Source organism: Streptomyces sp. NPDC000229 (assembly GCF_040300825.1).
In the GTDB taxonomy this organism is placed as follows: domain Bacteria; phylum Actinomycetota; class Actinomycetes; order Streptomycetales; family Streptomycetaceae; genus Streptomyces.
Window position 1 is genome coordinate 1 of record NZ_JBEPEL010000094.1, and the last position, 25,998, is coordinate 25,998.

General features: G+C 71.2%; 24 protein-coding genes, 1 pseudogene and 1 riboswitch. Of the genes and pseudogenes, 13 read left to right on the plus strand and 12 right to left on the minus strand.

Annotated elements, in window-relative coordinates; translation table 11 throughout:
- Positions 1 to 87: 87 nt before the first annotated feature.
- Positions 88 to 1,371: pseudogene (locus tag ABT360_RS30595) on the minus strand (extracellular solute-binding protein); the annotation flags it as partial.
- Between the two features lie 294 nt (positions 1,372 to 1,665).
- Here ABT360_RS30595 and ABT360_RS30600 point away from each other — a divergent pair.
- The 6 genes from ABT360_RS30600 to ABT360_RS30625 all read left to right on the plus strand — a co-directional run bounded on the left by ABT360_RS30600 (position 1,666) and on the right by ABT360_RS30625 (position 9,284).
- A complete protein-coding gene (locus tag ABT360_RS30600) occupies positions 1,666 to 2,430 on the plus strand; it encodes a GntR family transcriptional regulator (protein ID WP_351823623.1) in 765 nt (254 codons plus the stop codon).
- Positions 2,431 to 2,559: 129 nt separating this feature from the next.
- Positions 2,560 to 4,788 carry a carbon starvation CstA family protein gene (locus ABT360_RS30605; RefSeq protein WP_351823626.1) on the plus strand — a complete coding sequence of 743 codons (2,229 nt, stop codon included), beginning with the start codon at positions 2,560 to 2,562 and terminating at the stop codon, positions 4,786 to 4,788.
- Positions 4,785 to 5,009 carry a YbdD/YjiX family protein gene (locus ABT360_RS30610; protein WP_351823628.1) on the plus strand — a complete coding sequence of 75 codons (225 nt, stop codon included), beginning with the start codon at positions 4,785 to 4,787 and terminating at the stop codon, positions 5,007 to 5,009. Before ABT360_RS30605 ends, ABT360_RS30610 begins: the two co-directional genes overlap by 4 nt.
- 82 nt (positions 5,010 to 5,091) lie before the next feature.
- Complete coding sequence (locus ABT360_RS30615; protein ID WP_351823631.1) at positions 5,092 to 5,595, plus strand: GNAT family N-acetyltransferase; 504 nt, start codon at positions 5,092 to 5,094, stop codon at positions 5,593 to 5,595.
- 54 nt (positions 5,596 to 5,649) lie between these two features.
- Positions 5,650 to 5,772, plus strand: a riboswitch (cobalamin riboswitch).
- Between the two features lie 138 nt (positions 5,773 to 5,910).
- Complete coding sequence (locus ABT360_RS30620; protein WP_351823634.1) at positions 5,911 to 8,274, plus strand: ribonucleoside-diphosphate reductase subunit alpha; 2,364 nt, start codon at positions 5,911 to 5,913, stop codon at positions 8,272 to 8,274.
- Positions 8,274 to 9,284, plus strand: a complete 1,011-nt coding sequence (locus tag ABT360_RS30625; protein WP_351823638.1) for a ribonucleotide-diphosphate reductase subunit beta — start codon at positions 8,274 to 8,276, stop codon at positions 9,282 to 9,284. Before ABT360_RS30620 ends, ABT360_RS30625 begins: the two co-directional genes overlap by 1 nt.
- A 174-nt stretch (positions 9,285 to 9,458) precedes the next feature.
- Here ABT360_RS30625 and ABT360_RS30630 read toward each other — a convergent pair whose 3' ends face one another.
- The 9 genes from ABT360_RS30630 to ABT360_RS30670 all read right to left on the minus strand — a co-directional run bounded on the left by ABT360_RS30630 (position 9,459) and on the right by ABT360_RS30670 (position 18,114).
- Positions 9,459 to 10,196, minus strand: coding sequence for a D-Ala-D-Ala carboxypeptidase family metallohydrolase (locus tag ABT360_RS30630; RefSeq protein WP_351823641.1), 738 nt, complete (start codon positions 10,194 to 10,196; stop codon positions 9,459 to 9,461).
- 166 nt (positions 10,197 to 10,362) lie between these two features.
- Positions 10,363 to 10,995 carry a peptide deformylase gene (def, locus tag ABT360_RS30635; RefSeq protein WP_351823644.1) on the minus strand — a complete coding sequence of 211 codons (633 nt, stop codon included), beginning with the start codon at positions 10,993 to 10,995 and terminating at the stop codon, positions 10,363 to 10,365.
- 98 nt (positions 10,996 to 11,093) lie between these two features.
- Complete coding sequence (locus ABT360_RS30640; RefSeq protein WP_073754187.1) at positions 11,094 to 12,074, minus strand: tetratricopeptide repeat protein; 981 nt, start codon at positions 12,072 to 12,074, stop codon at positions 11,094 to 11,096.
- A gap of 105 nt (positions 12,075 to 12,179) precedes the next feature.
- The gene (locus ABT360_RS30645) at positions 12,180 to 13,409 is read right to left on the minus strand and encodes an HD-GYP domain-containing protein (protein WP_351823685.1); all 1,230 of its coding nucleotides are present in this window, start codon (positions 13,407 to 13,409) and stop codon (positions 12,180 to 12,182) included.
- Between the two features lie 77 nt (positions 13,410 to 13,486).
- Positions 13,487 to 14,938 (minus strand): HD-GYP domain-containing protein, encoded by a 1,452-nt coding sequence (locus ABT360_RS30650; RefSeq protein WP_351823648.1) that lies wholly within the window; start codon positions 14,936 to 14,938, stop codon positions 13,487 to 13,489.
- Between the two features lie 405 nt (positions 14,939 to 15,343).
- On the minus strand, positions 15,344 to 15,658 hold the full coding sequence (rsrA, locus tag ABT360_RS30655) for a mycothiol system anti-sigma-R factor (protein WP_351823651.1): 315 nt from the start codon (positions 15,656 to 15,658) through the stop codon (positions 15,344 to 15,346).
- Positions 15,655 to 16,311: a sigma-70 family RNA polymerase sigma factor gene (locus ABT360_RS30660; RefSeq protein WP_198944053.1), complete on the minus strand. Its 657-nt coding sequence runs from the start codon at positions 16,309 to 16,311 to the stop codon at positions 15,655 to 15,657. The genes rsrA and ABT360_RS30660 overlap by 4 nt, the downstream gene beginning before the upstream one ends.
- 304 nt (positions 16,312 to 16,615) lie before the next feature.
- Positions 16,616 to 17,254 carry an alpha/beta hydrolase family protein gene (locus tag ABT360_RS30665; protein ID WP_351823653.1) on the minus strand — a complete coding sequence of 213 codons (639 nt, stop codon included), beginning with the start codon at positions 17,252 to 17,254 and terminating at the stop codon, positions 16,616 to 16,618.
- A 38-nt stretch (positions 17,255 to 17,292) separates the two neighbouring features.
- Positions 17,293 to 18,114, minus strand: coding sequence for an SOS response-associated peptidase (locus ABT360_RS30670; RefSeq protein ID WP_351823655.1), 822 nt, complete (start codon positions 18,112 to 18,114; stop codon positions 17,293 to 17,295).
- Between the two features lie 52 nt (positions 18,115 to 18,166).
- Here ABT360_RS30670 and ABT360_RS30675 point away from each other — a divergent pair, with 52 nt between their 5' ends.
- From ABT360_RS30675 to ABT360_RS30690, 4 genes are all read left to right on the plus strand, one after another.
- Positions 18,167 to 18,859 (plus strand): M50 family metallopeptidase, encoded by a 693-nt coding sequence (locus ABT360_RS30675; RefSeq protein ID WP_351823658.1) that lies wholly within the window; start codon positions 18,167 to 18,169, stop codon positions 18,857 to 18,859.
- A 37-nt stretch (positions 18,860 to 18,896) separates the two neighbouring features.
- Positions 18,897 to 20,213, plus strand: coding sequence for a 3-phosphoshikimate 1-carboxyvinyltransferase (aroA, locus tag ABT360_RS30680; RefSeq protein ID WP_351823661.1), 1,317 nt, complete (start codon positions 18,897 to 18,899; stop codon positions 20,211 to 20,213).
- Positions 20,214 to 20,217: 4 nt separating this feature from the next.
- Positions 20,218 to 21,231 (plus strand): ribosome small subunit-dependent GTPase A, encoded by a 1,014-nt coding sequence (gene rsgA / locus ABT360_RS30685; protein ID WP_351823664.1) that lies wholly within the window; start codon positions 20,218 to 20,220, stop codon positions 21,229 to 21,231.
- 111 nt (positions 21,232 to 21,342) lie between these two features.
- The gene (locus ABT360_RS30690) at positions 21,343 to 21,666 is read left to right on the plus strand and encodes a DMT family transporter (RefSeq protein ID WP_351823667.1); all 324 of its coding nucleotides are present in this window, start codon (positions 21,343 to 21,345) and stop codon (positions 21,664 to 21,666) included.
- Here ABT360_RS30690 and ABT360_RS30695 read toward each other — a convergent pair.
- Positions 21,632 to 22,240, minus strand: a complete 609-nt coding sequence (locus ABT360_RS30695; RefSeq protein ID WP_351823670.1) for a TetR/AcrR family transcriptional regulator — start codon at positions 22,238 to 22,240, stop codon at positions 21,632 to 21,634. The genes ABT360_RS30690 and ABT360_RS30695 overlap by 35 nt on opposite strands.
- 110 nt (positions 22,241 to 22,350) lie before the next feature.
- On the opposite strand from ABT360_RS30695, the gene hisN reads away from it, so the two are divergent.
- Together hisN and ABT360_RS30705 are read left to right on the plus strand one after the other, a co-directional pair.
- Positions 22,351 to 23,148: a histidinol-phosphatase gene (hisN, locus tag ABT360_RS30700; protein WP_351823673.1), complete on the plus strand. Its 798-nt coding sequence runs from the start codon at positions 22,351 to 22,353 to the stop codon at positions 23,146 to 23,148.
- A 160-nt stretch (positions 23,149 to 23,308) separates the two neighbouring features.
- Positions 23,309 to 23,725 carry a CBS domain-containing protein gene (locus ABT360_RS30705; protein WP_351823676.1) on the plus strand — a complete coding sequence of 139 codons (417 nt, stop codon included), beginning with the start codon at positions 23,309 to 23,311 and terminating at the stop codon, positions 23,723 to 23,725.
- Between the two features lie 71 nt (positions 23,726 to 23,796).
- Here the strand turns inward: ABT360_RS30705 and ABT360_RS30710 are convergent, their stop codons facing one another.
- Positions 23,797 to 25,248, minus strand: coding sequence for a catalase (locus tag ABT360_RS30710; RefSeq protein ID WP_351823679.1), 1,452 nt, complete (start codon positions 25,246 to 25,248; stop codon positions 23,797 to 23,799).
- Between the two features lie 153 nt (positions 25,249 to 25,401).
- Between ABT360_RS30710 and ABT360_RS30715 the strand changes: the two genes are divergently transcribed.
- Complete coding sequence (locus tag ABT360_RS30715) at positions 25,402 to 25,818, plus strand: Fur family transcriptional regulator (RefSeq protein ID WP_351823682.1); 417 nt, start codon at positions 25,402 to 25,404, stop codon at positions 25,816 to 25,818.
- Positions 25,819 to 25,998 lie beyond the last annotated feature (180 nt).

Below are 25,998 nucleotides of genomic sequence, written 5' to 3' on the forward strand. Positions count from 1 at the left end.
AACTACGGCTCCGTCGAGTTCCTCGGCCCGTACGTGCCGGTGGTCTCCAGCGCCGCGCTCGCGCTGACGGTGGCGGCGTTCGGCTGGCTGCTGGTTGACGCGCTCGGTGATCACCTTGTCGGCCGCCTCGCCGGCCTTCTTGGCGTCCTCGCCCTTCAGGACCTTGGTCATGTAGTCCTTGATCGGGTTGGGCGCGGTCTCGACGTTCGCCCAGCCCGGGGTGACCGGGGTGATCTTGCCGACGGGCGCGGCCTTGGCCATCGCCTCGGCGAACGAACCGGCCGGGGGCTTGAACTGCGCCGCGTCGTTGTTCGGGAGCAGCGCGCCCTGGGTGGCCTCGGCGTACTTGGCCATGTGCTCCTTGCCGGCGGCCAGGGCCAGCCACTCCTTCGCCAGGTCCTTGTTCTGCGAGCGCTCGGACACCGCGAGGTTCGAGCCGCCGAAGAAGACGGAGCCGGGCTTGTCGGCGGTCTTGCCCGGGATCGGGAAGTAACCGAAGTCGGCGGTCTTGCCGGCCTTCTTCATCGCGTCGATCGCGCCGCCGGCCTCCCAGCCGAGGCCGATCCAGGACGCGACGCCGCCCTTGGGGACGATGTCGGTGGACTGCTGCGGGGTCGCCTCGTCCTTGTCCTTGGGAGCGGTCGAGTACGACTGCAGCTCCTTGTAGAAGTTCATGGCGGCCACGGCCTCGGGGGAGGACAGGTTGCCCTTCCACTTCTCGCCGTCCTTGACGGCGAGGTCGCCGCCCTCGTCCCAGACGAACCCGGCGTAGACGTACCAGCTCTGGCCGGGCAGGTAGATGGGCTGCGACTTCGGGTCGGACGCCTTCAGCTTCTTCAGGCCGTCGATCCACTCGGCGCGGGTCTTGGGCGGGGTCACCCCGGCCTTCTTGAAGGCGGCCTTGTCGTAGACGACGACCCGGTTGGCGGCGTACCAGGGGGCGGAGTAGAGCTTTCCGTCCAGCTCGTTGGAGGCGAGCATGCCCTTGTTCCAGCCGTCGGCGCCGAGCGTGGCCTTGTCCTCGGTGAGGTCGGCGAGGCCGCCCGTCGCGGCATAGCCGGCGGTCTGGGTGTTGCCGAGCTCGATGACGTCCGGCGGGGCGTCCTCGGAGAGGGCCGTGGTGACCTTCTCCTGGATGCCGTTCCACTGCTGGATCTCGACCTTGACCTTGACGCCCTTGTGCTTGGCCTCGAACTCCTTGTTGACGTTCTTGATCCAGGCGTCGGGCGCCGAGCCGTCCATCACCCAGACGGTGAGGGTCTTGTTGCCGCCGGCGTCGCTGCCGCCCCCCTTGCCGTCGTCCGAGCCACACGCGGCAGTGCCGACCATCATGCCCGCGACGCCTATCGCCGCGATGAGCTTGCGCTTCACGCCACCCTCCTCAGGGATGCCTGCAAACCCTGCCCCCACCGCGAAGCCATACCGGTGTACTGCCCGTGCTGCCCGTGGGACTGGGACCTGGTCTTTAATGGTTTAGACCAGTAACCCGGAGCTTGGCCTAGACCTTTAGGGGTGTCAAGGGTGTATAAGAAGGGCAGTCGGGTCCGTTACCGGACCGACACCTGAGGGAGGGCGACGACCTGTGACCGGTCCGTGCCACCATGTGAGCCGCAAAAGACGGAGGAGCCGGTGACGGCAACAGCACAGGAGTCGGGAAGGCGGGCCATGGCCACGGATGGGGGCGGCACCGAGACCGAGGGCGGGGCAGCCACCCGCACCGCGCGCGTGCCCAAGTACTACCGGCTGAAGCGGCACCTGCTGGACATGACGGAAACCATGCCCCCGGGTACGCCGGTACCGCCGGAGCGCACACTCGCCGCCGAGTTCGACACCTCCCGCACGACCGTGCGGCAGGCGCTCCAGGAGCTGGTCGTCGAGGGCCGCCTGGAGCGCATCCAGGGCAAGGGCACGTTCGTCGCGAAGCCGAAGGTCTCGCAGGCGCTCCAGCTCACCTCGTACACCGAGGACATGCGCGCGCAGGGTCTGGAACCCACCTCGCAGCTCCTGGACATCGGGTACGTGACGGCCGATGACACCCTCGCCGGGCTGCTCGACATCTCGCCCGGCGGGCGCGTCCTGCGCATCGAGCGACTGCGGCTGGCGAGCGGCGAACCGATGGCCATCGAGACGACGCACCTGAGCGCGAAGCGCTTCCCGGCCCTGCGGCGGTCGCTGGTCAAGTACACCTCGCTCTACACGGCACTGGCGGAGGTCTACGACGTCCACCTCGCCGAGGCGGAGGAGACGATCGAGACCTCGCTGGCCACCCCGCGGGAGGCGGGCCTGCTCGGTACGGACGTGGGCCTGCCGATGCTGATGCTCTCCCGCCACTCCCTGGACGAGAACGGCCGGCCGGTGGAGTGGGTGCGCTCGGTGTACCGGGGCGACCGGTACAAGTTCGTGGCGAGGCTGAAGCGGCCGAACGGCTGAGGTGCCGCCCTCCGGGGCGACCCGGCTCCAAACGTTGCCGTACCGATATGCGGACGGGGGGTGACGCTGCGCGAGGGGCTCCCCTAGATTTCCTGCCCATTACAGGTGATCAGCGAGGGGACGTGCACCATGCCAGAGCCGTCGGCACCACCGAACTCTTCACGGACGGGTCTCGCGCCGAAATCGATCGTGATCTGGTCGCTCGTCGCGCTCGTGGGCGCGGCCGGCTGGGCCGTGCTCGCGCTCTCCCGCGGCGAGGAGATATCGGCCGCCTGGATGCTCGCGGCCGCGCTCGGCTCGTACGCGATCGCCTACCGCTTCTACTCCCGCTTCGTCGCGAACCGGGTGCTCAAGGTCGACAAGACCCGGGCGACCCCGGCCGAGCGGCTCGACAACGGTGTCGACTTCCACCCCACCGACCGCCGGGTCCTCTTCGGCCACCACTTCGCGGCGGTCGCCGGCGCCGGTCCCCTGGTGGGGCCGGTCCTCGCCGCGCAGATGGGCTACCTGCCGGGCACGATCTGGATCATCGTCGGCGTGATCTTCGCCGGTGCCGTCCAGGACATGGTGACGCTGTTCTTCTCCACCCGCCGCGACGGCCGCTCGCTCGGCCAGATGGCCCGTGACGAGATCGGCCCCTTCGGCGGAGCCGCCGCGCTCATCGCGGTCTTCGCCATCATGATCATCCTGCTGGCCGTGCTGGCCCTGGTCATCGTCAACGCCCTGGCGCACTCGCCCTGGGGTGTCTTCTCCATCGGCATGACCATCCCGATCGCCCTGTTCATGGGCGTCTACCTGCGGGTGCTGCGGCCGGGCAGGGTCACCGAGGTCTCGGTCATCGGTGTCGCGCTGCTGCTCCTGGCCATCGTCGCGGGCGGCTGGGTCGCGGAGTCCTCCCTCGCCGACACCTTCACCCTGGAGCCGGGCACCCTGGTCATCTGGATGATCGTGTACGGCTTCCTCGCCTCGGTCCTGCCGGTGTGGATGCTGCTCGCGCCGCGCGACTACCTCTCGACCTTCATGAAGGTCGGCACGATCGCCCTGCTCGCCATCGGCGTCTTCGTCGCCCTGCCGACCCTCAAGATGCCTGCCGTCACCGACTTCGCGAGCCGCGGCGACGGTCCGGTCTTCGCCGGTTCGATGTTCCCGTTCGTCTTCATCACCATCGCGTGCGGCGCGCTCTCCGGCTTCCACTCCCTGGTCTCCTCGGGCACCACCCCGAAGATGGTCCAGAAGGAGACCCAGATCCGGATGATCGGGTACGGGGCGATGCTCACCGAGTCCTTCGTCGCCGTCATGGCGATGATCACGGCGTCCATCATCGACCCCGGTCTCTTCTTCGCCATCAACTCGCCCGCGGGCGTGGTCGGCACGACGGTGCAGACGGCCTCCGAAGCCGTGTCGAACTTCGGCTTCACCATCTCCCCCGACCAGCTGGCGAAGGCCGCGGCGGACGTCGAGGAGGCGTCGCTGCTGTCCCGCACCGGCGGCGCACCGACCTTCGCCCTCGGTATGTCGGAGATCTTCTCCGCCGTCGTCGGCGGTACCGCGATGAAGGCCTTCTGGTACCACTTCGCCATCATGTTCGAGGCGCTGTTCATCCTCACCACGGTGGACGCCGGAACCCGCGTGGGCCGCTTCATGCTCCAGGACACGCTCGGCAACGTCTACAAGCCCTTCAAGCAGGTCAGCTGGAAGCCGGGCGTCTGGTTCGCCAGCGCGGTCGTCGTCGGCGGCTGGGGCTATTTCCTCTGGGTGGGCGTGCACGACCCGCTCGGCGGCATCAACCAGCTGTTCCCGCTGTTCGGCATCGCCAACCAGCTGCTGGCCGCCGTGGCGCTGGCCGTCTGCACGACCCTGCTCGTCAAGTCGGGCCGCCTGAAGTGGGCATGGGTCACCGCGGTGCCGCTCGCCTGGGACGTGGCGGTCACGCTCACCGCCAGCTGGCAGAAGATCTTCTCGGCCGACCCCCGGGTGGGCTTCTTCGCCCAGCGGGACAAGTACCAGGCGGGCATCGAATCCGGGCAGGTGCTGGCTCCCGCGAAGTCGATGGACGACATGCACACCGTCGTCACCAACTCCACCGTCGACGGCGTCCTTTCCGCCCTCTTCGCCCTCCTCATCATCGTGGTGATCGCCGACGCGGGACGGGTCTGCTACAAGGCCATCACCAACCCCGCCGGGGTGAAGCTCTCGGAGGTCCCGCACACCGAGTCCAGGATCGTCGCCCCCGCCGGGTTGTTCCCCACGGCGGAGGAGAAGGCCGAACTGGTCGCGGCCGGGCTCGGCCCCGAGGGCGGTGTCCGCAAGGACGGCGGCTCCGGTGAGGCGGTGCCGGCCGGGAGCGGCTCGAAGTGAGCCCCGCGACGGCCACGGGGCCGGGCGGGCGGCTGCGGCGTGCGGCGGGCTGGGTGCGCTGGTACGTCCGCGAGTTGTCCGGGGAGGCCGCGTACGACACGTACGTCGCCCACCTCCGCTCCTGCGACCCGGATGCCGAGGTGATGACCCGGCGCGAGTTCGAGCGGCGGCGCACCGACGCGCGGGAGGCGGACCCCCGCGACGGGTTCCGCTGCTGCTGAGCGGGTGACGGCACGACGGGCCGCCGTGTTTCCGGGGACGGAAATGCGGCGGCCCGTCGCCGTACCCCTCCACACTCGGACCATGGACATCACCATCAGGGCGGTACGGCCGGAGGAACACCAGGCGCTCGCCGAGGTCACGGCTCAGGCGTATCTCGGGGACGGTTTGCTGGCCTTCGGGGAGAGCGACGAGTACCTGATCGAGCTGCGGGACGTGGCCCGGCGGGCCGCCGAGGCGGAGGTGCTGGTCGCGGTCGGCGAGGACGAACGGGTGGTGGGCGGAGTGACGTTCGTCGCGGAGGGCGGCGGGCCGTGGGCCGGCCTCGCACGCGACGGGGAGGCGGAGTTCCGGATGCTGGCGGTGGCGCGGGAGGCGCGGCGGCGGGGCGCGGGCGAGGCACTCGTACGGGCGTGCGTGGAGCGGGCGCGGGCGGTGGAGGGGTGCGCGCGACTGGTGCTGTCCTGCCGCCAGTCCATGCGCGCGGCACACCGGATCTATGAGCGGCTGGGGTTCGTCCGGACCCCGGAGCGGGACTGGCAGCCGCTTCCGGGCGTGACGCTGTTCACGTACACGCTGGAGTTCTGAGTCAACGGAAGACACAACATGTGGGGGGTGCCTCAACCGGCGCCCCCCACATGTATGCTCGTGCTCGCTGTCGCCGCAGGGGAATCCGGTGGAAATCCGGAACTGTCCCGCAACGGTGTGTTGGTGTGCCTTTGTGTACGTACGAGTCCGAAGACCTGCCGACAGCGCGCCCGGACCGTCCGGCCCGGGTGCCCAGACGTCCGGGCCTCGCGGAATGGGCCGGTGGACGCGGTGCTCTGCGCCCTTGTGCCAGGCGTGCCCGCTCCCCTGCCCGCGTCCGTGGTGGCCCCGAGCCGAGCGAGGGAGAGCCCCCACGTGACCATCGCGCCAGCCGGTCCGGTTTCAGCGATCGAGAGCGACGGAAGCGACGGACCCGGGACCGTACTGCTGCGGACCCTGACCGACCTCACCGCCGATCTGCCCGACACCGACCCCGGCCGGGTCGCCGCCGCCGCGTTGCGGGGCCGGCACGCCGGTTCGGACGAGGCCGAGCTGCGCGAGCTCGCCACCGAGGCGGCCGCCGGACTCATCGCCGAGGACCCGGCGTACTCCCGGCTCGCGGCGCGGCTGTTGACGCGGACCATCGCGGAGGAGGCGGCCGGGCAGGGCGCGGTGGCGTTCTCGGCGTCGGTGGCGGTGGGGCACCGGGAGGGGCTGATCGCGGACCGCACGGCCGCGTTCGTGACCCTCCACGCGGACCGGATGGACGCGCTCATCGACCCGGCGGCCGACGACCGGTTCGGTTACTTCGGGTTGCGGACGCTGTACTCCCGCTACCTGCTGCGGCACCCCCTCACCCGCAAGGTGATCGAGACGCCGCAGCACTTCATGCTGCGGGTCGCGGCCGGGCTCGCCGAGGACGACTCCGTACGGGCGCTGGACGAGGTCGCGGCGCTGTACCGGCTGATGAGCCGGCTGGACTACCTGCCCTCCTCCCCCACGCTGTTCAACTCCGGTACGCGCCACCCGCAGATGTCCTCGTGCTACCTGCTGGACTCGCCGCTGGACGAGCTGGACTCCATCTACGACCGCTACCACCAGGTCGCGCGACTGTCCAAGCACGCGGGCGGCATCGGCCTGTCGTACTCCCGTATCCGGGCGCGCGGTTCGCTGATCCGCGGCACCAACGGGCACTCCAACGGCATCGTGCCGTTCCTGAAGACCCTGGACGCCTCGGTCGCGGCCGTGAACCAGGGCGGGCGGCGCAAGGGCGCGGCGGCCGTGTACCTGGAGACCTGGCACGCGGACATCGAGGAGTTCCTGGAGCTGCGCGACAACACCGGCGAGGACGCCCGGCGTACGCACAACCTGAACCTGGCGCACTGGATCCCCGACGAGTTCATGCGCCGGGTCAACGCCGACGCCGAGTGGTCGCTGTTCTCGCCGGCCGACGTGCCGGAGCTGGTCGACCTGTGGGGCGACGAGTTCGACGCCGCGTACCGCGCCGCCGAGGCCAAGGGGCTGGCCCGCAAGACCATGCCGGCCCGTGACCTGTACGGCCGGATGATGCGCACCCTCGCGCAGACCGGCAACGGCTGGATGACCTTCAAGGACGCCTCCAACCGTACGGCCAACCAGACCGCCGAGCCGGGCCACACGGTCCACTCCTCCAACCTGTGCACCGAGATCCTGGAGGTCACGGACGACGGGGAGACGGCCGTCTGCAACCTGGGCTCGGTCAACCTCGGTTCGTTCGTGAGTGGCGGGGACATCGACTGGGAGCGGCTGGACGAGACCGTCCGCACGGCCGTCACGTTCCTCGACCGGGTCGTCGACATCAACTTCTACCCGACCGAGCAGGCCGGGCGGTCCAACGCCAAGTGGCGGCCGGTGGGCCTGGGCGCGATGGGCCTCCAGGACGTCTTCTTCCAGCTGAAGCTGCCGTTCGACTCCCCGGAGGCGCGTGCCCTGTCGACGCGGATCGCCGAGCGGATCATGCTCGCCGCGTACGAGGCGTCCGCCGGCCTCGCCGAGCGCAACGGCCCGCTGCCGGCCTGGGAGAAGACCCGTACCGCGCGCGGGGTGCTGCACCCGGACCACTACGACGTGGAGCTGAACTGGCCGGAGCGGTGGGCCGCCCTGCGCGAGCGCATCGCCGCCGTCGGCATGCGCAACTCGCTGCTCCTCGCCATCGCGCCGACCGCGACGATCGCCTCGATCGCGGGCGTGTACGAGTGCATCGAGCCGCAAGTGTCGAACCTGTTCAAGCGCGAGACGCTGTCGGGTGAGTTCCTCCAGGTCAACTCCTACCTGGTGGACGAGCTGAAGCGGCTGGGCGTGTGGGACGCGCAGACCCGGGAGGCACTGCGCGAGGCCAGCGGCTCGGTACAGGGCTTCACCTGGATCCCTGCCGAGGTGCGCGAGCTGTACCGGACGGCGTGGGAGATCCCGCAGCGCGGTCTGATCGACATGGCGGCGGCGCGTACGCCGTTCCTGGACCAGTCGCAGTCGCTGAACCTGTTCCTGGAGACGCCGACCATCGGCAAGCTGTCGTCGATGTACGCGTACGCCTGGAAGCAGGGCCTGAAGACGACGTACTACCTGCGCTCGCGCCCCGCGACCCGGATCGCCCGCGCCGCCCAGGCGTCCGCCGCCGCCCCCGTACCCGCACAGGTGACCCCGGAAGACGCGGTCGCCTGCTCCCTGGAAAACCCCGAGTCCTGCGAGGCCTGCCAGTAATGTCCGTTGCCAAGAACCTTCTCGACCCGGGCTTCGAGCTGACCCTGCGCCCGATGCGCTACCCGGACTTCTACGAGCGCTACCGGGACGCCATCAAGAACACCTGGACCGTGGAGGAGGTCGACCTCCACTCCGACGTCGCCGACCTCGCCAAGCTCACGCCGGGCGAGCAGCACCTGATCGGCCGGCTGGTCGCGTTCTTCGCGACCGGTGACTCGATCGTCGCGAACAACCTGGTGCTGACGCTCTACAAGCACATCAACTCTCCCGAGGCGCGGCTGTACCTGTCCCGGCAGCTGTTCGAGGAGGCCGTGCACGTCCAGTTCTATCTGACGCTGCTCGACACCTACCTCCCCGACCCGGAGGACCGCGCGGCGGCGTTCGACGCCGTGGAGAACATCCCCTCCATCCGTGAGAAGGCGCAGTTCTGCTTCCGCTGGATGGACTCGGTGGAGAAGATCGACCGGCTGGAGACGAAGGCCGACCGGCGTCGCTTCCTGCTGAACCTGATCTGCTTCGCCGCCTGCATCGAGGGCCTGTTCTTCTACGGTGCCTTCGCGTACGTGTACTGGTTCCGCTCGCGCGGCCTGCTGCACGGGCTGGCGACCGGCACCAACTGGGTGTTCCGCGACGAGACGATGCACATGAACTTCGCGTTCGAGGTCGTCGACACCGTCCGCAAGGAGGAGCCGGAGCTCTTCGACGACGAGCTCCGGCAGCAGGTCACCGACATGCTGAAGGAGGCCGTGGAGGCCGAGCTGCAGTTCGGCCGCGACCTGTGCGGTGACGGCCTGCCGGGCATGAACACCGAGTCGATGCGCCAGTACCTGGAGTGCGTCGCCGACCAGCGTCTGACGCGGCTGGGCTTCGCCCCGGTGTACGGCTCGGAGAACCCGTTCTCGTTCATGGAGCTCCAGGGCGTCCAGGAGCTGACGAACTTCTTCGAGCGCCGCCCGTCCGCCTACCAGGTGGCGGTGGAGGGGTCCGTCGACCTGGACGAGGACTTCTGAGACAAGGCGCAGGCGGCTCGCTGCCTGCGCCGCCGCGCCGACCGTCGCCGCGGGCCCGGGTATCAGGTCCGCGGCGACGGGCGTGTGGGCCAGGTACGCCCTGTACAGGGTGTTGGTCGTGGCGCCGGCCGGGCGTCGGCCGGGCGGTGCTCGCCCGTCGGGCGGCCCGACCGGTCAGATGCCGCAGCTGGAGGCGGACCAGAAGCGGCTCGCGCGGTGGTCGACGTGCGTGTGGTCGCCGTGTCCGGGGTATCCCGGGCCGAGGATGCCGTTGAATCCGTGGTGACGGGCCTGCTGGGCGAGCCTGCACAGGGAGTGCGGCCCCGCGCCCAGGTCGGCGGCGTCCCCGTACAGATGGCGGCTGCCCGACGCCCCGCCGACCGCGTCGTTGCACGCGTGCGACCGGAAACCACTGGTCACGGTGATGGGCTGGTCGCCCAGCGCGTGCCGCATGGCTTCCAGTTTCCACATGGTGCGCAGCGCGTTGGACTTGGCGGTGGCGGCGCTGACGGCTCCGCCCTCCCAGGTGGTGTTGCAGTCGTTGAGTTCGCCGTAGCCGAAGTGGACGGGCGTGCAGTCGTCGTCCTGGAGGGCGTAGAGCTTGTTGAAGGTGGCCGGCCCGGCGACGCCGTCGGCCGCGAGTCCGTACGCCGTCTGGAACCGCTTGACCGCGGCGGTGGTCGCCGGGCCGTAGGCGCCGTCGACGGCGAGGACGCCGCCGTAGCCGGGGTAGCCGGCGACCCGGATCTGCAGCTGGGTGACGTCGGCGCCGGTCGCGCCCTGGGAGAGGGTGCGCGACCAGGTGTAGCAGCCGTCGGCGTGCGCGGTGCCGGCGGCGGCGACGACACCGGCCAGCGACGCAGCCATGAGCATGACAAGCGCGAGGAGGAGTCGTGCGGTCCTTCCGAGCATGGGGCCTCCATCGTCGAAGGGGACGCCCACGAGACTGACCGGCGGGTCGACGCGCGTCAACAGGTCCTGGCCGCTTGTCATTTGTCCGCCCAATGGCAGCCGGCCACATGTCATACGAGGGCCCCGTCCCGGTCAACCGGAACGGGGCCCTCGGCAGGCGGGTGGCTCAGTCGTTCGCGACGACCGGGTAGCGCGGTGTGCCCTCGGCCATCTGCTTCAGCGCGTCCTTGCGGTCCCGCTTCGACAGCCGGTCGATGTACAGGTACCCGTACAGGTGGTCCGTCTCGTGCTGGAGGCAGCGGGCGAAGTACCCCGTGCCGCGCACCTTGATGGGGTTGCCCTGCACGTCCTGGCCGCGCACGACCGCGTAGTCCGGCCGCGCCAGCGAGGCGTACGCGCCCGGCACGGACAGGCATCCCTCGTTGGAGTCGTCCAGGACGCGCCCCTCCACCGGCAGCTCCTCCAGCACCGGGTTGCAGACCACGCCCACGTGCCGGACGCCCTCGTCGTCCATGCAGTCGTACACGAAGACCTTCAGGTCGACACCGATCTGGTTGGCGGCCAGGCCCACGCCCTCCGCCGTCCGCTGACTGGCGAACATGTCGTCGACCAGCCGCGCGAGCTCCTCGCCGAACTCGGTGACGTCCTTGCACTCCTTGTGCAGCACCGGGTTGCCGACCACCGTGATCGGGCGGGAGGTGCCGCGCTCGCGGTACGCGCGCTCGCGCTCCTCGCAGTCCTCCGTGTCGACGATGAAGCCCTCGTCGTCGACCTGCTGAGCCGTCTCCTGCTGCGCCATGTCCGCTTCTGCGCCTTCCTGAGTACCCGATGCCGTGCCGTGCCCGTACAGCACGCCGCGTTGTGCCCGTACAGCCTACGGGCCGACAGCGACAGGGGTCAGCACACTTCCTCGAGATCCCGCCACTCACGGCTGTCCGGACTGTCCGCCACCCAGCCGTCCAGCAGTCCGCGCACCAGCCCGGCGGGCGCGGCGATGCCGCACTCGCGCTCCGGCACCCACAGCTCGCCCGGCGACCGGTGGCCCAGCGGCCCCGGGTGCCCCGGCTCACTGTGGTCGTGCGGGTCCAGGTGCTCGCCCTCGCCCTCGGCGCTGGGCATCCGCGACTCCGAACAGGCCCGGCACAGCAGCCGTACCGACGAGGACCAGTCCTCGGCGGCGAACCCGGCGTCGGCCGCGAGCCGCTCCAGGGCGTCCCGGTCGTCCTCGGTGGCCGCCTCCAGGAGCACCACCCAGGTCGGTACGGGGGACGGCGCCCACAGTTCGATCTCGTCGAACACGGGGAAGCTGTGCCCGGCCGACGTCGTCCGCTCGCCGTTGGGGACCCCGTCGTGCAGCACGACCTCGCCCCAGCGCCGCCCCGAGGACGGCAGCGGAATGGACAGCACCTCGATCCGGGCCGGGTCCAGCCTGCGGCCCCACACCACCTCGGCCTCGCCCTCCGGCGACAGCCGTACGGCGGCGCTGCCCAGCTCCATCCCGGTCGGTTCCCCGCCGGCCGCGGCGGCTCCGGGCACCTTCAGCCCGTACGCCTGCCAGGCGCGGCGGGCCAGCGGCCAGTCCTGGAGCGCGGTGGCGGCGATCCCGACGTTCCACCAGTCGGGCGCCCCCGTCTCCTTGTCGAGCAGCGCGACGGCCCGAAGCCCCGCGGTGCGCGCCTGCTCCCAGTCGTGCCGGAACTTGTGCAGGAGCGCCAGATTGAACCAGGACTCCGAGAGCCAGGGCTCCAGGTCCGCCGCGCGCGTCAGCAGCGCGCCCGCGTCCTCGTACCGCCCGTCCCCGATCAGCGTGAACGCGCGGTCGGTGGCCTGCCGCCACGAGGCGGAGGGCCGATGCCGTACCTTCCCGAAGATCCTCACGATTCCCGCCTGCCGGTCTGCCGGTCGCTGAAGGTCTCTGCCCCCGGACACCCTCTTGTTCGCATCCAACCATGCCGGGTCGCACGCCCGCTCATTACCCATGGGTTACCCAGGTGCCGGCCCCGTGACGCCGCCCCGGGCGAGGACTCTGGCGAGCGACTCCACCACGTTCGGGTGATAGTCCCGCGCGGTGCCGAGCCGGAGCCGCTCCAGGGCGCCCAGCGCCCCGCCCGCGCCCTGCGCGCCTTCCCGGGACAGCTCGTCGTACGCGTTCACGGCACGGACGATCCGCGCGGGCAGCGGCTGCTCGCGGTACGGGTCGGCCTGCCGCTCCACGATGACCGCGACGGCCGCCGGGACGCCCGTCTGACGCACCACGGCGCCGCCGAGCAGCGCGATCCGCCGCTGCTCCTCCTCCGGGAGACGGGCCGTGGCGCCTTCCGGTACGGGGTCGACCAGAGACAGTTGTCCGATGTCGTGCATGAGTGCGGCGTACTCCAGAACGGTCAGCTCGGGCCCCGACAGCCCCAGTTCGCGCCCGACGGCACGGCTGAGCGCGGCCACCCGGTGGGCGTGTCCGGGGCACGTGTACCCGGCGATCTCGGTGGCACGCGCGAGGGAGGCGATGGTTTGGCGGTAGGTGTCGCGGACGGCGGCGTACCGGCGGAAGGAGAGCTGGGTGAGCAGCAGCGGTACGCAGAACACGGGCAGCGCCCACAGCCCGGCGACGGCCACGGCCAGGGCCATCACGGCGCCGGTGGCGCACACGGCGGAGCCGATGCCCGGCAGGGCGCGCAGCTCGTCGCGGAGGAGCGGGCCGTACGGATGGCCGGTGCGGGCCCGCAGCAGCAGCGCGGCGAGCACCGCGTCGCACAGGGCGTACAGGACCAGGAGGACCACCAGGAACAGCGCGTAATAGTGCCCTCGTCCAGTGGCCCGCAGGAGCTGGCCCGAGTTGTACAGGGGCTGGAAGCACAGGGCGGCGAAGCCGACCGTGAGCACCCGGCGGGCCACGTGGTCGAAGGCGGGTCCGCGTCCCCGGGCCACCTGCGGTACGGCACCGACGAGGGCGCCCGCGACGACGACGGCGACGATCTGGGCGACCCCGTGGGTGGTCGGCCGCCCGGCGGACTCACCGAGCAGGGCGTACGCGAGGGCCCCGGCCGCCGCCAGGGGCGCCGGTTCCCGCTCGCCCGGCCGGGCGCCCCAGCGGGCGAGTTCGCCGACGGTGACGAGGACGCCGAAGGCCAGCGCGGTACCCGGCTCGGCGATGCCGTGCCACAGGGTCCAGCCGAGGCCGGCCGCCGCGACCGCCGCGGCGGCGGTGTGAAGCACGGCGGCCGTGAGCGGGGCGCACGGCCGCCCGCTGCCGCTCCGGGGGCGGGGCACCGGCGCCTGCTGCGGTGAAGCGGTCACCGGGCGCCGCCCCAGGCCTGGCCGGAGCCGGGGCCGAGGCCGGGGCCGGGGCCGGGTGCCGGTTGCCGTCCCGCCGGGACGTTTCGGCGTGCCCGTGGCGGGGAATCACGCCGCCCGCCCGCCCCGCCGGTAACGGCCCCCGCACCACCGGGCGCCGTTTCGTCGGCCGTGACCGCCGTCTGCCAGCCGTGCCGGTCCAGCGCGCGCACCAGCGCCCGGACCATCCGCGGGTCGAACTGCCGCCCCGCGCACCGCTCCAGCTCCGCCACCGCCGCCGCCACGGGCCTGGCCCTCCGGTACGAGCGGGTCGACGTCATCGCGTCGAACGCGTCGGCGACGGCGACCACGCGCGCCGCCTCCGGGATCCGGTCGCCGCGCAGCCCGTACGGGTAGCCGCTGCCGTCCATCCGCTCGTGGTGGTGCAGGATCGCGGCGCGCGCCTCGCCCAGGAACCCGATACCGCGCACGATCTCGTGCCCGTACTCCGGATGCAGTTCGATCACCCGCCGCTCCTGGGGGGTCAGCGGCCCGTCCTTGCGCAGGACCCGCGTCGGGACGCCCAGCTTGCCGACGTCATGGAGGATCCCGGCGAACCGGATCACATCGAGCCGGGTCTCGTCCATGCCCAGTTCGCGGGCGATGAGCACGGAGGCCCGGCCGACCCGTTCGCTGTGCCCCCGGGTGTAGGCGTCCTTGATGTCGACGGCCTGGACGAGGGCCCGGATCGTGGCCTGATGGGCGGCGCGCTCCTGGTGGTACTGGGCGTACATCCAGGAGGAGATGTACATGGGCAGCAGCACGAACAGCGCGGCCGGCCAGCCGTACGGGCTGCGCCACAGCACCGCCATCATCAGTCCGGCGAGCCCGTGCACGGCGTGCGGGACGAGGGACCGGGGCAGCAGACCGTGCCAGGCGGCGCGCAGCGGCACCGGTTCGGCCGCGGCGAGGATGCCGCCGTCGAGGGCGGTGACCACCAGGCAGAAGGCGAGCGCGGCGGCGCCGGCGGGCAGCAGGACGTACGGGAAGTCGGAGGCGGCCACCGCGGCGGGGCCGTGCAGGAGCACGGCGGTGTGCGCGGCGGCCCAGGCGGCGAGGGCGAGCTGGGCCGCGCGCCAGATCCGGCGCGGCAGGGCGGGCCGCCGCTCGACGTGGGAGATCAGGGCGCCCGGCACGGCGACGATCGCGGCCGCGGCGGGCGGCAGCAGCAGGACGGCGGCGAGCAGGACGGGAAGGAACGATCCGGCACCCACCGGGGCCGAACCGGCGCCGAGCGCCCTGCCGAGCATGCGGCAGCGGGCGGGCCACTCGCATGCCGCGCAGAGCCCGGTGAGCAGCGCGAGAGCGGGCCAGGGAGTCCCGGCACCGGGGCCGAGCGCCGGAAGCGCGACGGTGACGGCGCACAACACGGCTCCCGCGATGTACGCGCGCGCCGCTACCGGAATCCCCACACCGTCTCCCCGCCGCCTCGTCGGCCTCTCGTCGCCTTTCGTCGACCACGTGGATCGTCAGGCTAACGAGTTGGACCAGGTGCGGCGGCGGGACGAAACCGATTAGCACCTTCGGGTGAAGGGAGGCATAAGACCCGGATAACGGGGCCTGTACGGGCGGAAGTTGCTCCTGGACGGCGGGGTCGCGTGCTGGCGGCCGCCGTCCTCCCGGACGGGGCGACTCGAGGCTGGCCGGCACCACTGCCGGGCGCTCCTGCCGCGCGGGGCCACTGGACGGACGGCCGGGGCCACTGCCGGGCAGGGTCACTCACGGACGGCCACGACCACTGCCGGGCGCCGGGCCTCCTGCCGCGAGGGTCACTCACGGACGGGCGGGGCGCTCGTGGGTCTTCTGGGTGGCCGGGGTCACTCCTGGGTGGCGGGGGTCACTCCTGGCTCCGTCACGTCGTGGTCCGGCACGGCCTCGCCCGACCGGATCAGCTCGATCCGGCCCATGACCTTCGCACGCAGGTCCGCCGGGACGTCGTCATGTCCGCAGCACCGCTTGACCAGCTTCTTCACGGCCTGCTCCAGCCCGTACTTCTCCAGGCACGGGGAGCACTCCTCGAAGTGCACCTCGAACTTGGTGCAGTCACTGTCCGGCATCTCGTGGTCGAGGAACTCGTAGAGGTGGTCCAGGACCTCCGAGCAGTCCGTCTCGTGCGGCTCTCCGCAGCTCATGAGCCCGAGCCTTTCCCGTTGTTCGACGACTCTCCGGCGCCCGCGGGGACCAGCCCGCGTTCGCGGGCGTAGTCCTCGAGCATGCCGCGCAACTGGCGACGGCCACGGTGCAGTCGGGACATCACCGTACCGATGGGTGTACCCATGATGTCCGCGATCTCCTTGTACGCAAAGCCCTCGACATCGGCCAGATAGACGGCGATGCGGAACTCCTCGGGGATGGCCTGGAGGGCTTCCTTCACGTCGGAGTCGGGCAGGTGGTCCAGCGCCTGGGATTCGGCGGACCGCAGACCGGTGGACATGTGCGACTCGGCACGGGCGAGCTGCCAGTCCTCGATCTCCTCGGCGGCGCTGCGCTGGGGCTCGCGCTGCTTCTTGCGGTACGAGTTGATGAAGGTGTTCGTGAGGATCCGGTACAGCCACGCCTTGAGGTTGGTGCCCTCGCGGAACTGGTGGAAGGACCCGTACGCCTTGGCGTACGTCTCCTGCACCAGGTCCTCGGCGTCGGCGGGATTGCGCGTCATGCGCAGCGCCGCCGAGTACATCTGGTCGAGGTATTCCAGCGCGTCGCGCTCGAAGCGCGCGTTGCGCTCGGCCGTCGTCTCCTCGTGGCCGTCGTCGGTCCCTGTGTCGGTCCCAGTGACCGGACCCACCTCCTCCAGCGCTTCGGCGGCGAGACCGAGTGCGGACCCGCTCGAATCGGAGAATAGTCGACCTTCCGGGGACAGGTCCTTCCGATTCTTCCCACCCGGTGTGCGGGCCGTCAGGCCAGGGGCGGTCCTGGCCGCCGGCAGCACGGTCCAGTCCAGCTCGGCAGCGGACTGCGACCGACTCGGGCAGATGGTCGAACCCATGCGACGGACTCCCTCTCCTGGCTCTGCTTTCTCACCGACGCCCGTCACAACACCGTGCGGGCCCCCCGTCATTCCCGCCCGCCGGTGTCACTTCACCGTCACCTCACCCCAGGCCGTTCATCCATGTGCCGACCCCGTCGGTGAGGACCTTCAGGGCGTCTTCCTGGGAGAGCGGCGCCCGCTTCGGCACGGCGAACCCATGATCGCCGAAGGGCACCTCCACCACCTCGTGGTCTCCGTCGGGGAACTCGTCCGGCCGGCCGAAGGGGTCGTTCCCGCCCTGGACGACGAGCGTGGGCACCCGGGTGCCGAGCAGCTCGTCCGCCCGGGACTTCTCGGGGCTGCCCGGCGGGTGGAGCGGGAACGACAGGGCGAGGACGGCGCGGGCGCCCAGCTCGCGCGCGGTGCGGCAGGCCACCCGGGCGCCGGCGCTGCGCCCGCCGGCCACCACGGGCAGGCCGGGTGCGCGGAGCGCCGGCCACAGGTCGCGCCAGCCCTCGTCGAGCCGCTTGGGCGCGGGGGCCAGCTTCTTGCCGGCGACCCGCCAGGGCTGCTCGACGAGCGCGACGGTCACTCCGGCGGGGGGCAGGCTCGCGGCCAGCGCCTTCAGGTCGCGGGCCTCGATGCCGCCTCCGGCGCCGTGGCTCAGCGCCACGACGAGGCGGGCGGCACGGCCCTGGGCCTCGTACCAGGTGATACGGGCGTCCCCGACGCCGGTCGGAATGGTCTCGGTGGTGGTCATCCGGCCATCCTGCCGTGTGCCGGGGCCGGGGCCCTGGATCAGAACAGCGTTCCCTCCTGGGGGGCGGCGATTTCCTCCAGCAGCTCGGGGCCGTTGTTGCGGACGTTGCTGACGGCGGTGGCCACCGGGTAGGCCCGCATCAGGCCCGCGGGCGGCGGGGTGAGCAGGGAGCGCAGGTCGTCCAGGTCGGTGCGGGCCGGGTCGAGCCAGGCGTCCCACCGGTCGGGCGTCAGCATCAGGGGCATGCGCGGGTGGATGTCGGCCAGTGAGCGCGGGCCCTCGGCCGGGGCCACACCGAGGGGGTCCTTGTCGGCCTCGGTGGTGATCACCGAGCAGGTGGCCCACCACGCCTGCGGGTGGTCGGGCGGCAGGGTGGGGTCGCGCCAGAACTCGTACAGGCCCGCCATCGCGAACACCGACCCGTCGGCGGGCGTGACGAAATACGGCTGCTTGCGGGGGCGCTTCTTCTTGCCCTGCTCCTCCAGCTGCCGCTCGGCGGAGCCGGTCACCCACTCGTAATAGCCGTCGGCGGGCAGGAGGCAGCGGCGCTGGGCGAAGGCCCGCCGGAACGACGGCTTGTCGTGCACGGTCTCCGCACGGGCGTTGATCATCCGGGCGGCGCCCTCCGGCGTCTTGGACCAGGAGGGCACCAGGCCCCACTTCAGGACCCGCAGCTGCCGAACCGGACGGTCGGGATCCGCGTCCTTCTCCTTGAGGGGGCGTTCGAGGACCGCGTACACCTCTTTGGTGGGGGCCACGTTCCAGTCGGGGGCCAGGGCCTCCTTCGGCTCCCATTTCTCTATCTGGAAGAGTCCGGTCAGATCCTCGGGCCTACGACTCGCCGAATAACGTCCGCACATACTTGCCAACATTGCCATGCGCCACTGACACCATGAGGAGCCGTCCGAGAAAATGGCCAGCACCGATGTCCTCGGTACCCAGCCCGCCCCGGACCTGTGGCTCGTCGTCGTCACCGCCGTGGCGGCCCTCGCCGTGACCGCCCCGCACCAGCTGTGGCGCGTCTCGCGCAACGCCGTCACCATCGCCCACGAGGGCGGCCACGGGCTGGTCGCCCTGCTCACCGGCCGCCGTCTGGACGGCATCCGGCTCCACTCGGACACCAGCGGCCTCACCGTCAGCCGGGGCAGGCCCACCGGCCTGGGCATGGTCCTCACCGCGGCCGCCGGCTACACCGCGCCGTCCCTGCTCGGTCTCGGCGGCGCCTGGCTGCTGGCCGCGCACCGCGTCACCCTGCTGCTGTGGATCGCCACGGCGCTGCTGCTGGCCATGCTGGTGATGATCCGCAACGCGTACGGGGCGCTCACCGTCGTCGTCACGGGCGCGGCGTTCCTGCTGGTGTCGTGGCTGACGGAGCCGGACGTGCAGTCGGCGTTCGCGTACAGCGCGGTGTGGTTCCTGCTGCTGGGCGGGGTACGCCCGGTCTTCGAGCTCCAGGCCAAGCGGCGGCACGGAGGGGCACCGGACTCGGACGCCGATCAGCTCTCGCGGCTCACGCATGTCCCGGCGGCGCTGTGGCTGTTCTTCTTCCACGCCGTCACTCTCTGCTCGCTGATCGGCGGGGGGCGCTGGCTGCTGGGCCTGTGATCGGCCGTGACCACGCGCCCCGTCTAAAGTGAGGGGCATGACCGAAACCCCCGCACAGCTCGATCTCTGGCCGGCCCCGTACGCGACTGGGGCCGTGGACGCGACGGTCACCGTGCCCGGGTCCAAGTCGGTCACCAACCGGGCCCTGGTGCTCGCCGCCCTCGCCTCCGAGCCGGGGTGGCTGCGGCATCCGCTGCGTTCGCGCGACACCCTGCTGATGGCGGAGGCGCTGCGCACGATGGGCGTCGGCATCGAGGAGGGCGTGGGCCCGGACGGCACCGGCGAGCGGTGGCGCGTCATCCCGGCGGGTCTGCACGGCCCCGCCACGATCGACGTCGGCAACGCGGGAACGGTCATGCGCTTCCTCCCGCCGGTCGCGACGCTGGCCACCGGCCCGGTGCGCTTCGACGGCGACCCGCGCTCCTACGAGCGGCCGCTGCACGGCGTGATCGACGCCCTGCGCGCGCTGGGCGCCCGGATCGACGACGAGGCGCGCGGCGCACTGCCGATGACCGTGCACGGGGCGGGGGCCCTGGAGGGCGGTCCGGTGGAGATCGACGCCTCGTCCTCCTCCCAGTTCGTCAGCGCCCTGCTGCTGTCCGCGCCGCGCTTCAACCAGGGCGTGGAGGTGCGCCACACGGGCGACAGGCTGCCGTCGATGCCGCACATCCGGATGACGGTCGACATGCTCCGCGCGGTCGGCGCCCAGGTCGACGAGCCCGAGACCGGCGGCGAGCCGAACGTCTGGCGGGTCTCCCCCTCCGCGCTGCTCGGCCGCGACCTGACCGTCGAGCCCGACCTGTCGAACGCGCAGCCGTTCCTGGCCGCCGCGCTGGTCACCGGCGGGCGGGTCACCATCCCCGACTGGCCCGAGCGCACCACCCAGCCCGGTGACGCGCTGCGGGAGATCTTCACCGAGATGGGTGGCTCCTGCGAGCTCACCGAGCAGGGCCTCACCTTCACCGGCACGGGCACGATCCACGGCATCGACGTGGACCTGAGCGAGGTCGGCGAGCTGACACCCGGCATCGCGGCGGTCGCCGCCCTGGCGGACTCGCCCTCCACGCTGCGCGGCGTCGCCCATCTGCGCCTCCACGAGACGGACCGGCTGGCCGCGCTCACCAAGGAGATCAACGGGCTGGGCGGCGACGTCACCGAGACGGCCGACGGGCTGCACATCCGCCCCCGCCCGCTGCACGGCGGCGTGTTCCACACGTACGACGACCACCGGATGGCGACGGCCGGTTCGGTCATCGGCCTCGCCGTCCCCGGCGTGGAGATCGAGAACGTCGCGACGACCGCGAAGACCCTGCCGGACTTCGCGCAGATGTGGACCGGAATGCTCGAGGCCTGACGACATGCGCCGCTACGGCAAGAACCCGGACGAGGACGACATCCGTTCCCGTCCCAACCCCAAGGGCAACCGCCCCCGTACCAACATCCGCCCCAAGCACGAGGACGCGGCCGAGGGCATGGTCCTCACCGTGGACCGCGGCCGGCTGACCTGCCTCGTCGACGGGCGGGTCGTCATGGCGATGAAGGCCCGTGAACTGGGCCGCAAGGCGGCGGTCGTCGGCGACCGGGTCTCCCTGGTGGGTGACCTGTCCGGCAAGAAGGACACCCTCGCGCGGATCGTCCGCATCGAGGCGCGCGCCTCGGTGCTGCGCCGCACGGCCGACGACGACGATCCGTACGAGCGCGTCGTCGTGGCCAACGCCGACCAGCTGGCCATCGTCACGGCACTCGCCGACCCCGAGCCCCGGCCCCGGCTGATCGACCGGTGCCTGGTCGCGGCGTACGCCGGCGGCCTGGAGCCGCTGCTGGTGCTCACCAAGTCCGACCTCGCCCCGGCCGAGAAGCTCCTGGAGCTGTACGGCGCGCTCGACATCCCGTACGTCGTGACGAGTCAGGACGAGCTGTACGACGGGCACACCGCCGCCGACCGGGTCCGCGAGTACCTGGCGGGGCGCACCACCGCGTTCGTCGGCCATTCGGGTGTCGGCAAGACGACCCTGGTGAACGCGCTGGTACCGGAGGATCGCCGGCGACTGACGGGTGACGTCAACGCTGTCACGGGCCGTGGGCGGCACACCACCACCTCGGCGCTGGCGCTGCCGCTCGACCGCGCGGAGGGGTGGGTGATCGACACCCCGGGCGTACGGTCCTTCGGGCTGCACCACGTCGATCCGTCCCGTGTCATCAACGCCTTCCCGGACCTCGTGCCGGGTACGGAGAACTGCCCGCGCGCCTGCAGCCACGACGAGCCGGACTGCGCGCTGGACGCCTGGGTCGCCGAGGGTCACGCCGATCCGGCCCGGCTGTATTCGCTGCGGCGGTTGCTCGCCACGCGGGAGCGACGCGAAGGCGACTGAGTCGCGCACGTTTGCGGATAGCTTCGGTTGGTAAGTGCATAATCGCACCAAGTGACACGAAGCAGTCACCGACATCACTCACCGAGGTCACCGACGCGGGAGGCACTGACGATGGCGTGGCTGCTGGTGATTGTCGCCGGTTTCCTGGAGACCGGTTTCGCGGTCTGCCTCAAGTTGTCGCACGGGTTCACCCGGCTGTGGCCGACGGTCGCGTTCGCCTGTTTCGCCCTGGGCAGCTTCGGTCTGCTGACCCTGTCGCTGCGGAAGCTGGACATCGGTCCGGCGTACGCGGTGTGGACCGGTATCGGCGCGGCGGGTACGGCGGTCTACGGGATGGTCTTCCTCGGCGACCTCGTCTCGGTCCTGAAGATCGTCTCGATCACGCTGGTCATCATCGGCGTCATCGGTCTCCAGCTGTCGGGCTCGTCGCACTGAGGGCGTGACGCAGGAGCGCGTCCACCCCGTCGGGGCCCGGTGCGACGACGTACGACAGGGCGAGCCGCACCGCCAGCTCACAGGCCGCCTCGCCGGGATCGTCGCCCTCGCGCGCCAGTACGGCCCGTGATCGCTCCCGTACGGCCGCCAGCAGCTCGTCCGGGGCCGGCGCCCCGGCGTCGGCACGGCGCTGCGCGGGGGCGCCGGCGAGGACGCGGGAGCGGACGGGGGCGGGGCGGGGCGCGGGCAGCCGGTCGCCCCAGCAGCCGGTGAGCAGGGCGCGCAGGAGGGGCCGCGCGGCCGCCTCCCCCACGGTCCACTCGGCGACCGAGACGAGCCGGTCCGCCGCGTCCGACCGGGCCTGGAGGGCGCGCTCCACCCCGTACAGATAGGCGTCGGCCTCGCGCCGCACCAGGGCACGCGCGAGCCCCTCCTTGCTGCCGAACTCGTTGTAGAGCGTCTGCCGGGAGACCCCGGCGGCGGATGCCACGTCGACCATCCGGACCGCCGACCAGGGCAGTCCCCCCAGCGCCGCCATGGCAGCGTGCAGCAGTGCTTCTCGCGCGGTGGGCATCGTCGCCTCCCAGGCCGTCGCCCCGCCTCTGCGCTCAGAGTTGACGGGCGGCCACGCACTGTCAATAGGCCCTGCTGAAGCAGCCGATCCACCGGGATAGAGTCGGCCCCATGGCCGATTACCACGATGATCTGCGTCTTGCCCACGTCCTCGCGGATGCCGCCGACGCCGCCACCATGGACCGGTTCCGGGCCCTGGACCTGAAGGTCGAGACCAAGCCCGACATGACACCGGTGAGCGAGGCGGACAAGGCGGCCGAGGAGCTGATCCGCGGCCATCTGCAGCGGGCGCGCCCGCGGGACGCGGTCCTGGGCGAGGAGTACGGCGTGGAGGGCACCGGCCCGCGCCGCTGGGTGATCGACCCGATCGACGGCACCAAGAACTACGTCCGCGGGGTGCCCGTGTGGGCCACGCTGATCGCGCTGATGGAGGCGGGGCCCGGCGGCTTCCAGCCGGTCGTGGGTGTGGTGTCGGCCCCGGCGCTGGGCCGCCGCTGGTGGGCGGCGAAGGGGCTGGGCGCGTACACCGGACGCAGTCTTTCGTCGGCGACGCGCCTGCGGGTGTCGAAGGTGGCGGAGCTGTCGGACGCCTCGTTCGCGTACTCGTCGCTGAGCGGCTGGGAGGAGCAGGGGCGGCTGGACGGCTTTCTCGACCTCACGCGCGCGTGCTGGCGGACGCGTGGCTACGGCGACTTCTGGCCGTACATGATGGTCGCCGAGGGGTCGGTGGACATCTGCGCCGAGCCGGAGCTGTCCCTGTGGGACATGGCGGCCACGGCGATCGTGGTCCAGGAGGCGGGCGGTACGTTCACCGGCCTCGACGGGAAGCCGGGCCCGCACAGCGGCAACGCGGCGGCGTCGAACGGGCTCCTGCACGAGGAGCTGCTGGGGTATCTGAACCAGCGCTGAACCCGCCGCTGGGCGCATACGGGCCGTAGTGGCGTGCGCGCGCCAGGTGGCCCCGCCCTCTTGTTGAGGGCCTCATCGGCTGCCACTCTGAGAGTCCCCCCGCTTGTGAACTTGTGAATCCTTTCTCATGAGGGATTCACCAAGGAGGTGGCTTTCGCCCATGCTCGTCCGTGACGCCATGAGCACGGTGGTCCTCACCATCGGCCCCGCACACACACTCCGCCAGGCGGCAGCACTGATGGCGGCGCGCCGCGTCGGTGCGGCCGTCGTGCTGGACCACGACACCAGCGGCCTCGGCATCCTCACCGAACGCGACATTCTCGTCTCCGTGGGAGCGGGCCAGAACCCCGACCTGGAGACGGCCGGCGCGCACACCACCACCGACGTCGTCTTCGCGGCGCCGGGCTGGACCCTGGAGGAGGCCGCCCAGGCCATGGCCCATGGCGGTTTCCGGCACCTGATCGTGCTGGACGACGACGGGCCGGTCGGCATCGTCTCCGTACGCGACATCATCCGCTGCTGGGCACCGGTGCGGCTCCGCGCCGCCATCCGGGAGGCCACCCTGACCGCGGGGTAGCGGGCGCGCGAGAGGGCCGACCCCCGCGTACGGGAGCCGGCCCTCTGCTTACGACAAGCGATCCAGTGCTGTCAGCCGCGCAGGGCCTGGACCGCGGCCTCCAGCCGCTTGCCGTAGTCCTCGTCCGCCTGGCGGAAGTTGTTGATCGCGCGCTCGGCGATGTCGTCGCGCGAGACCTTGGCGATGAAGCCCGACAGGTTCGCGATCAGACGCTCCTTCTCCTCCTCCGACATCAGGCGGTAGAGGTTCCCCGCCTGGACGAAGTCGTTGTCCTCGGCGTGGACGGGCGCCTCCTGGTCACCGGTCACACCGGTGACCGGAACCGGCTGCCACAGCGGGCGGCCGGTCTGGTTCGGACCGCCGAAGCTGTTGGGCTCATAGTTCTTGGCGCCCGCGTGGCGGCCGTCGTACAGGAAGCCGTCACGGCTGTTCGTCCGCGCCTCGGTGGCGTGCGGGCGGTTCACCGGCAGGTGGTCGGCGTTGATGCCGACGCGGTAGCGGTGGGCGTCGCCGTACGCGAAGAGGCGGCCCTGGAGCATCTTGTCGGGCGAGGGGCCGATACCGGGCACGAAGTGCGCCGGGGAGAAGATCGACTGCTCGACCTCGGCGAAGATGTTCTGCGGGTTGCGGTTGAGCTCCAGCTTGCCGATCTCGATGACCGGGTAGTCCGCGTGCGGCCACACCTTGGTGAGGTCGAACGGGTTGAAGCGGTACGTCGCGGCCTCGGCGGCGGGCATGATCTGCACGCCGACGGTCCAGGACGGGTAGTCACCGCGCTCGATGGCCTCGCGCAGGTCGCGCTGGTGGGAGTCCGGGTCCTCACCGGCGAGCTTGTTGGCCTCGTCCTGGGTGAGGCACTTGATGCCCTGATCGGTCTTGAAGTGGTACTTGACCCAGAAGACCTCGCCGGCCTCGTTGTTCCACTGGAAGGTGTGGGAACCGAAACCGTCCATGTGGCGGTAGCTCGCCGGGATGCCGCGGTCGCCGAAGAGCCAGGTCACCTGGTGCGTCGACTCGGGCGACAGGCCCCAGAAGTCCCATACGTTGTCCGCCTCCTGGGAGCCGGTGTACGGGTCGCGCTTCTGGGTGTGAATGAAGTCCGGGAACTTGATGGCGTCCTTGATGAAGAACACCGGGGTGTTGTTGCCGACGAGGTCGTAGTTGCCCTCTTCGGTGTAGAACTTCAGCGCGAAGCCGCGCGGGTCACGGACGGCGTCGGCCGCACCCAGGTTGCCCGCCACGGTCGAGAAGCGGAGGAACGTCTCCGTCTGCTTGCCCACCTCGGAGAGGAACTTCGCCCGGGTGTACTGGGTGACGTCCGCGGTCACCGTGAAGGTGCCGTACGCACCGGCGCCGCGCGCGTGGACCACGCGCTCCGGAATGCGCTCGCGGTTGAAGTGCGCGAGCTTCTCCAGCAGCAGCTGGTCCTGGACCAGAACCGGACCACCGACGCCCGCCGTCTCGCTGTTCTGGTTGTCGGCGACCGGCGCGCCGGCCTCCGTGGTGAGCGGTCCCTGCGTCACGTGCGCCTCCTGCGTATGTCCTGCGGTGTTCTGCAAGCCTGTCCTTTGGCTAATGCCGTTCCTGATCCTACAATGGACATTGTCTAAGTCAAGCCCAGTTCCAAAGCCACACCCGTTCAGGACTTGAGTCCTCTCCCTGTTAGGCTGGTCTTCATGAGTGACCTGTTGGAACGACTGCGCGGACGCGGCTGGCGAATGACCGCACAGCGGCGTGTCGTGGCCGAGGTCCTCGACGGGGACCACGTACACCTGACCGCCGACGAAGTGCACGCACGCGCGGTGGAGCGACTCCCCGAGATCTCCCGGGCGACGGTGTACAACACGCTGGGTGAGCTGGTGACCCTGGGCGAGGTCCTGGAGGTCTCCACGGACCGCCGCGCCAAGCGCTACGACCCGAACGCCCACCGCCCGCACCACCACCTGGTGTGCGCGCAGTGCGGCGCCATCCGCGACGTCCACCCGACGGGCAACCCGCTGGCGGACCTGCCGGACACGGAGCGCTTCGGCTTCACGATCTCGGACGTCGAGGTCACCTACCGGGGCGTCTGCCCGAACTGCACCTCCGCCTGACCCGCTCGTACGACGAAGCCCCCGGCCGCGCGCCGGGGGCTTCGTCGTACCGGCCGAGCGTCGCCGGACACGCCGAAGGCCCGGATCCTGAGGGATCCGGGCCTTCGGTTTCAGTAGCGGGGACAGGATTTGAACCTGCGACCTCTGGGTTATGAGCCCAGCGAGCTACCGAGCTGCTCC

What these genes read in the sequence shown, in the direction of transcription:
- ABT360_RS30600 (WP_351823623.1), top strand. Translation starts at nt 1,666, where the DNA reads ATGGCCACGGATGGGGGCGGCACCGAGACCGAGGGCGGGGCAGCCACC.
- ABT360_RS30605 (WP_351823626.1), top strand. Translation starts at nt 2,560, where the DNA reads ATGCCAGAGCCGTCGGCACCACCGAACTCTTCACGGACGGGTCTCGCG.
- ABT360_RS30615 (WP_351823631.1), top strand. Translation starts at nt 5,092, where the DNA reads ATGGACATCACCATCAGGGCGGTACGGCCGGAGGAACACCAGGCGCTC.
- ABT360_RS30625 (WP_351823638.1), top strand. Translation starts at nt 8,274, where the DNA reads ATGTCCGTTGCCAAGAACCTTCTCGACCCGGGCTTCGAGCTGACCCTG.
- ABT360_RS30630 (WP_351823641.1), bottom strand. Translation starts at nt 10,196, where the DNA reads ATGCTCGGAAGGACCGCACGACTCCTCCTCGCGCTTGTCATGCTCATG.
- def (WP_351823644.1), bottom strand. Translation starts at nt 10,995, where the DNA reads ATGGCGCAGCAGGAGACGGCTCAGCAGGTCGACGACGAGGGCTTCATC.
- rsrA (WP_351823651.1), bottom strand. Translation starts at nt 15,658, where the DNA reads ATGAGCTGCGGAGAGCCGCACGAGACGGACTGCTCGGAGGTCCTGGAC.
- ABT360_RS30665 (WP_351823653.1), bottom strand. Translation starts at nt 17,254, where the DNA reads ATGACCACCACCGAGACCATTCCGACCGGCGTCGGGGACGCCCGTATC.
- ABT360_RS30670 (WP_351823655.1), bottom strand. Translation starts at nt 18,114, where the DNA reads ATGTGCGGACGTTATTCGGCGAGTCGTAGGCCCGAGGATCTGACCGGA.
- ABT360_RS30675 (WP_351823658.1), top strand. Translation starts at nt 18,167, where the DNA reads ATGGCCAGCACCGATGTCCTCGGTACCCAGCCCGCCCCGGACCTGTGG.
- aroA (WP_351823661.1), top strand. Translation starts at nt 18,897, where the DNA reads ATGACCGAAACCCCCGCACAGCTCGATCTCTGGCCGGCCCCGTACGCG.
- rsgA (WP_351823664.1), top strand. Translation starts at nt 20,218, where the DNA reads ATGCGCCGCTACGGCAAGAACCCGGACGAGGACGACATCCGTTCCCGT.
- ABT360_RS30690 (WP_351823667.1), top strand. Translation starts at nt 21,343, where the DNA reads ATGGCGTGGCTGCTGGTGATTGTCGCCGGTTTCCTGGAGACCGGTTTC.
- ABT360_RS30695 (WP_351823670.1), bottom strand. Translation starts at nt 22,240, where the DNA reads ATGCCCACCGCGCGAGAAGCACTGCTGCACGCTGCCATGGCGGCGCTG.
- hisN (WP_351823673.1), top strand. Translation starts at nt 22,351, where the DNA reads ATGGCCGATTACCACGATGATCTGCGTCTTGCCCACGTCCTCGCGGAT.
- ABT360_RS30705 (WP_351823676.1), top strand. Translation starts at nt 23,309, where the DNA reads ATGCTCGTCCGTGACGCCATGAGCACGGTGGTCCTCACCATCGGCCCC.
- ABT360_RS30715 (WP_351823682.1), top strand. Translation starts at nt 25,402, where the DNA reads ATGAGTGACCTGTTGGAACGACTGCGCGGACGCGGCTGGCGAATGACC.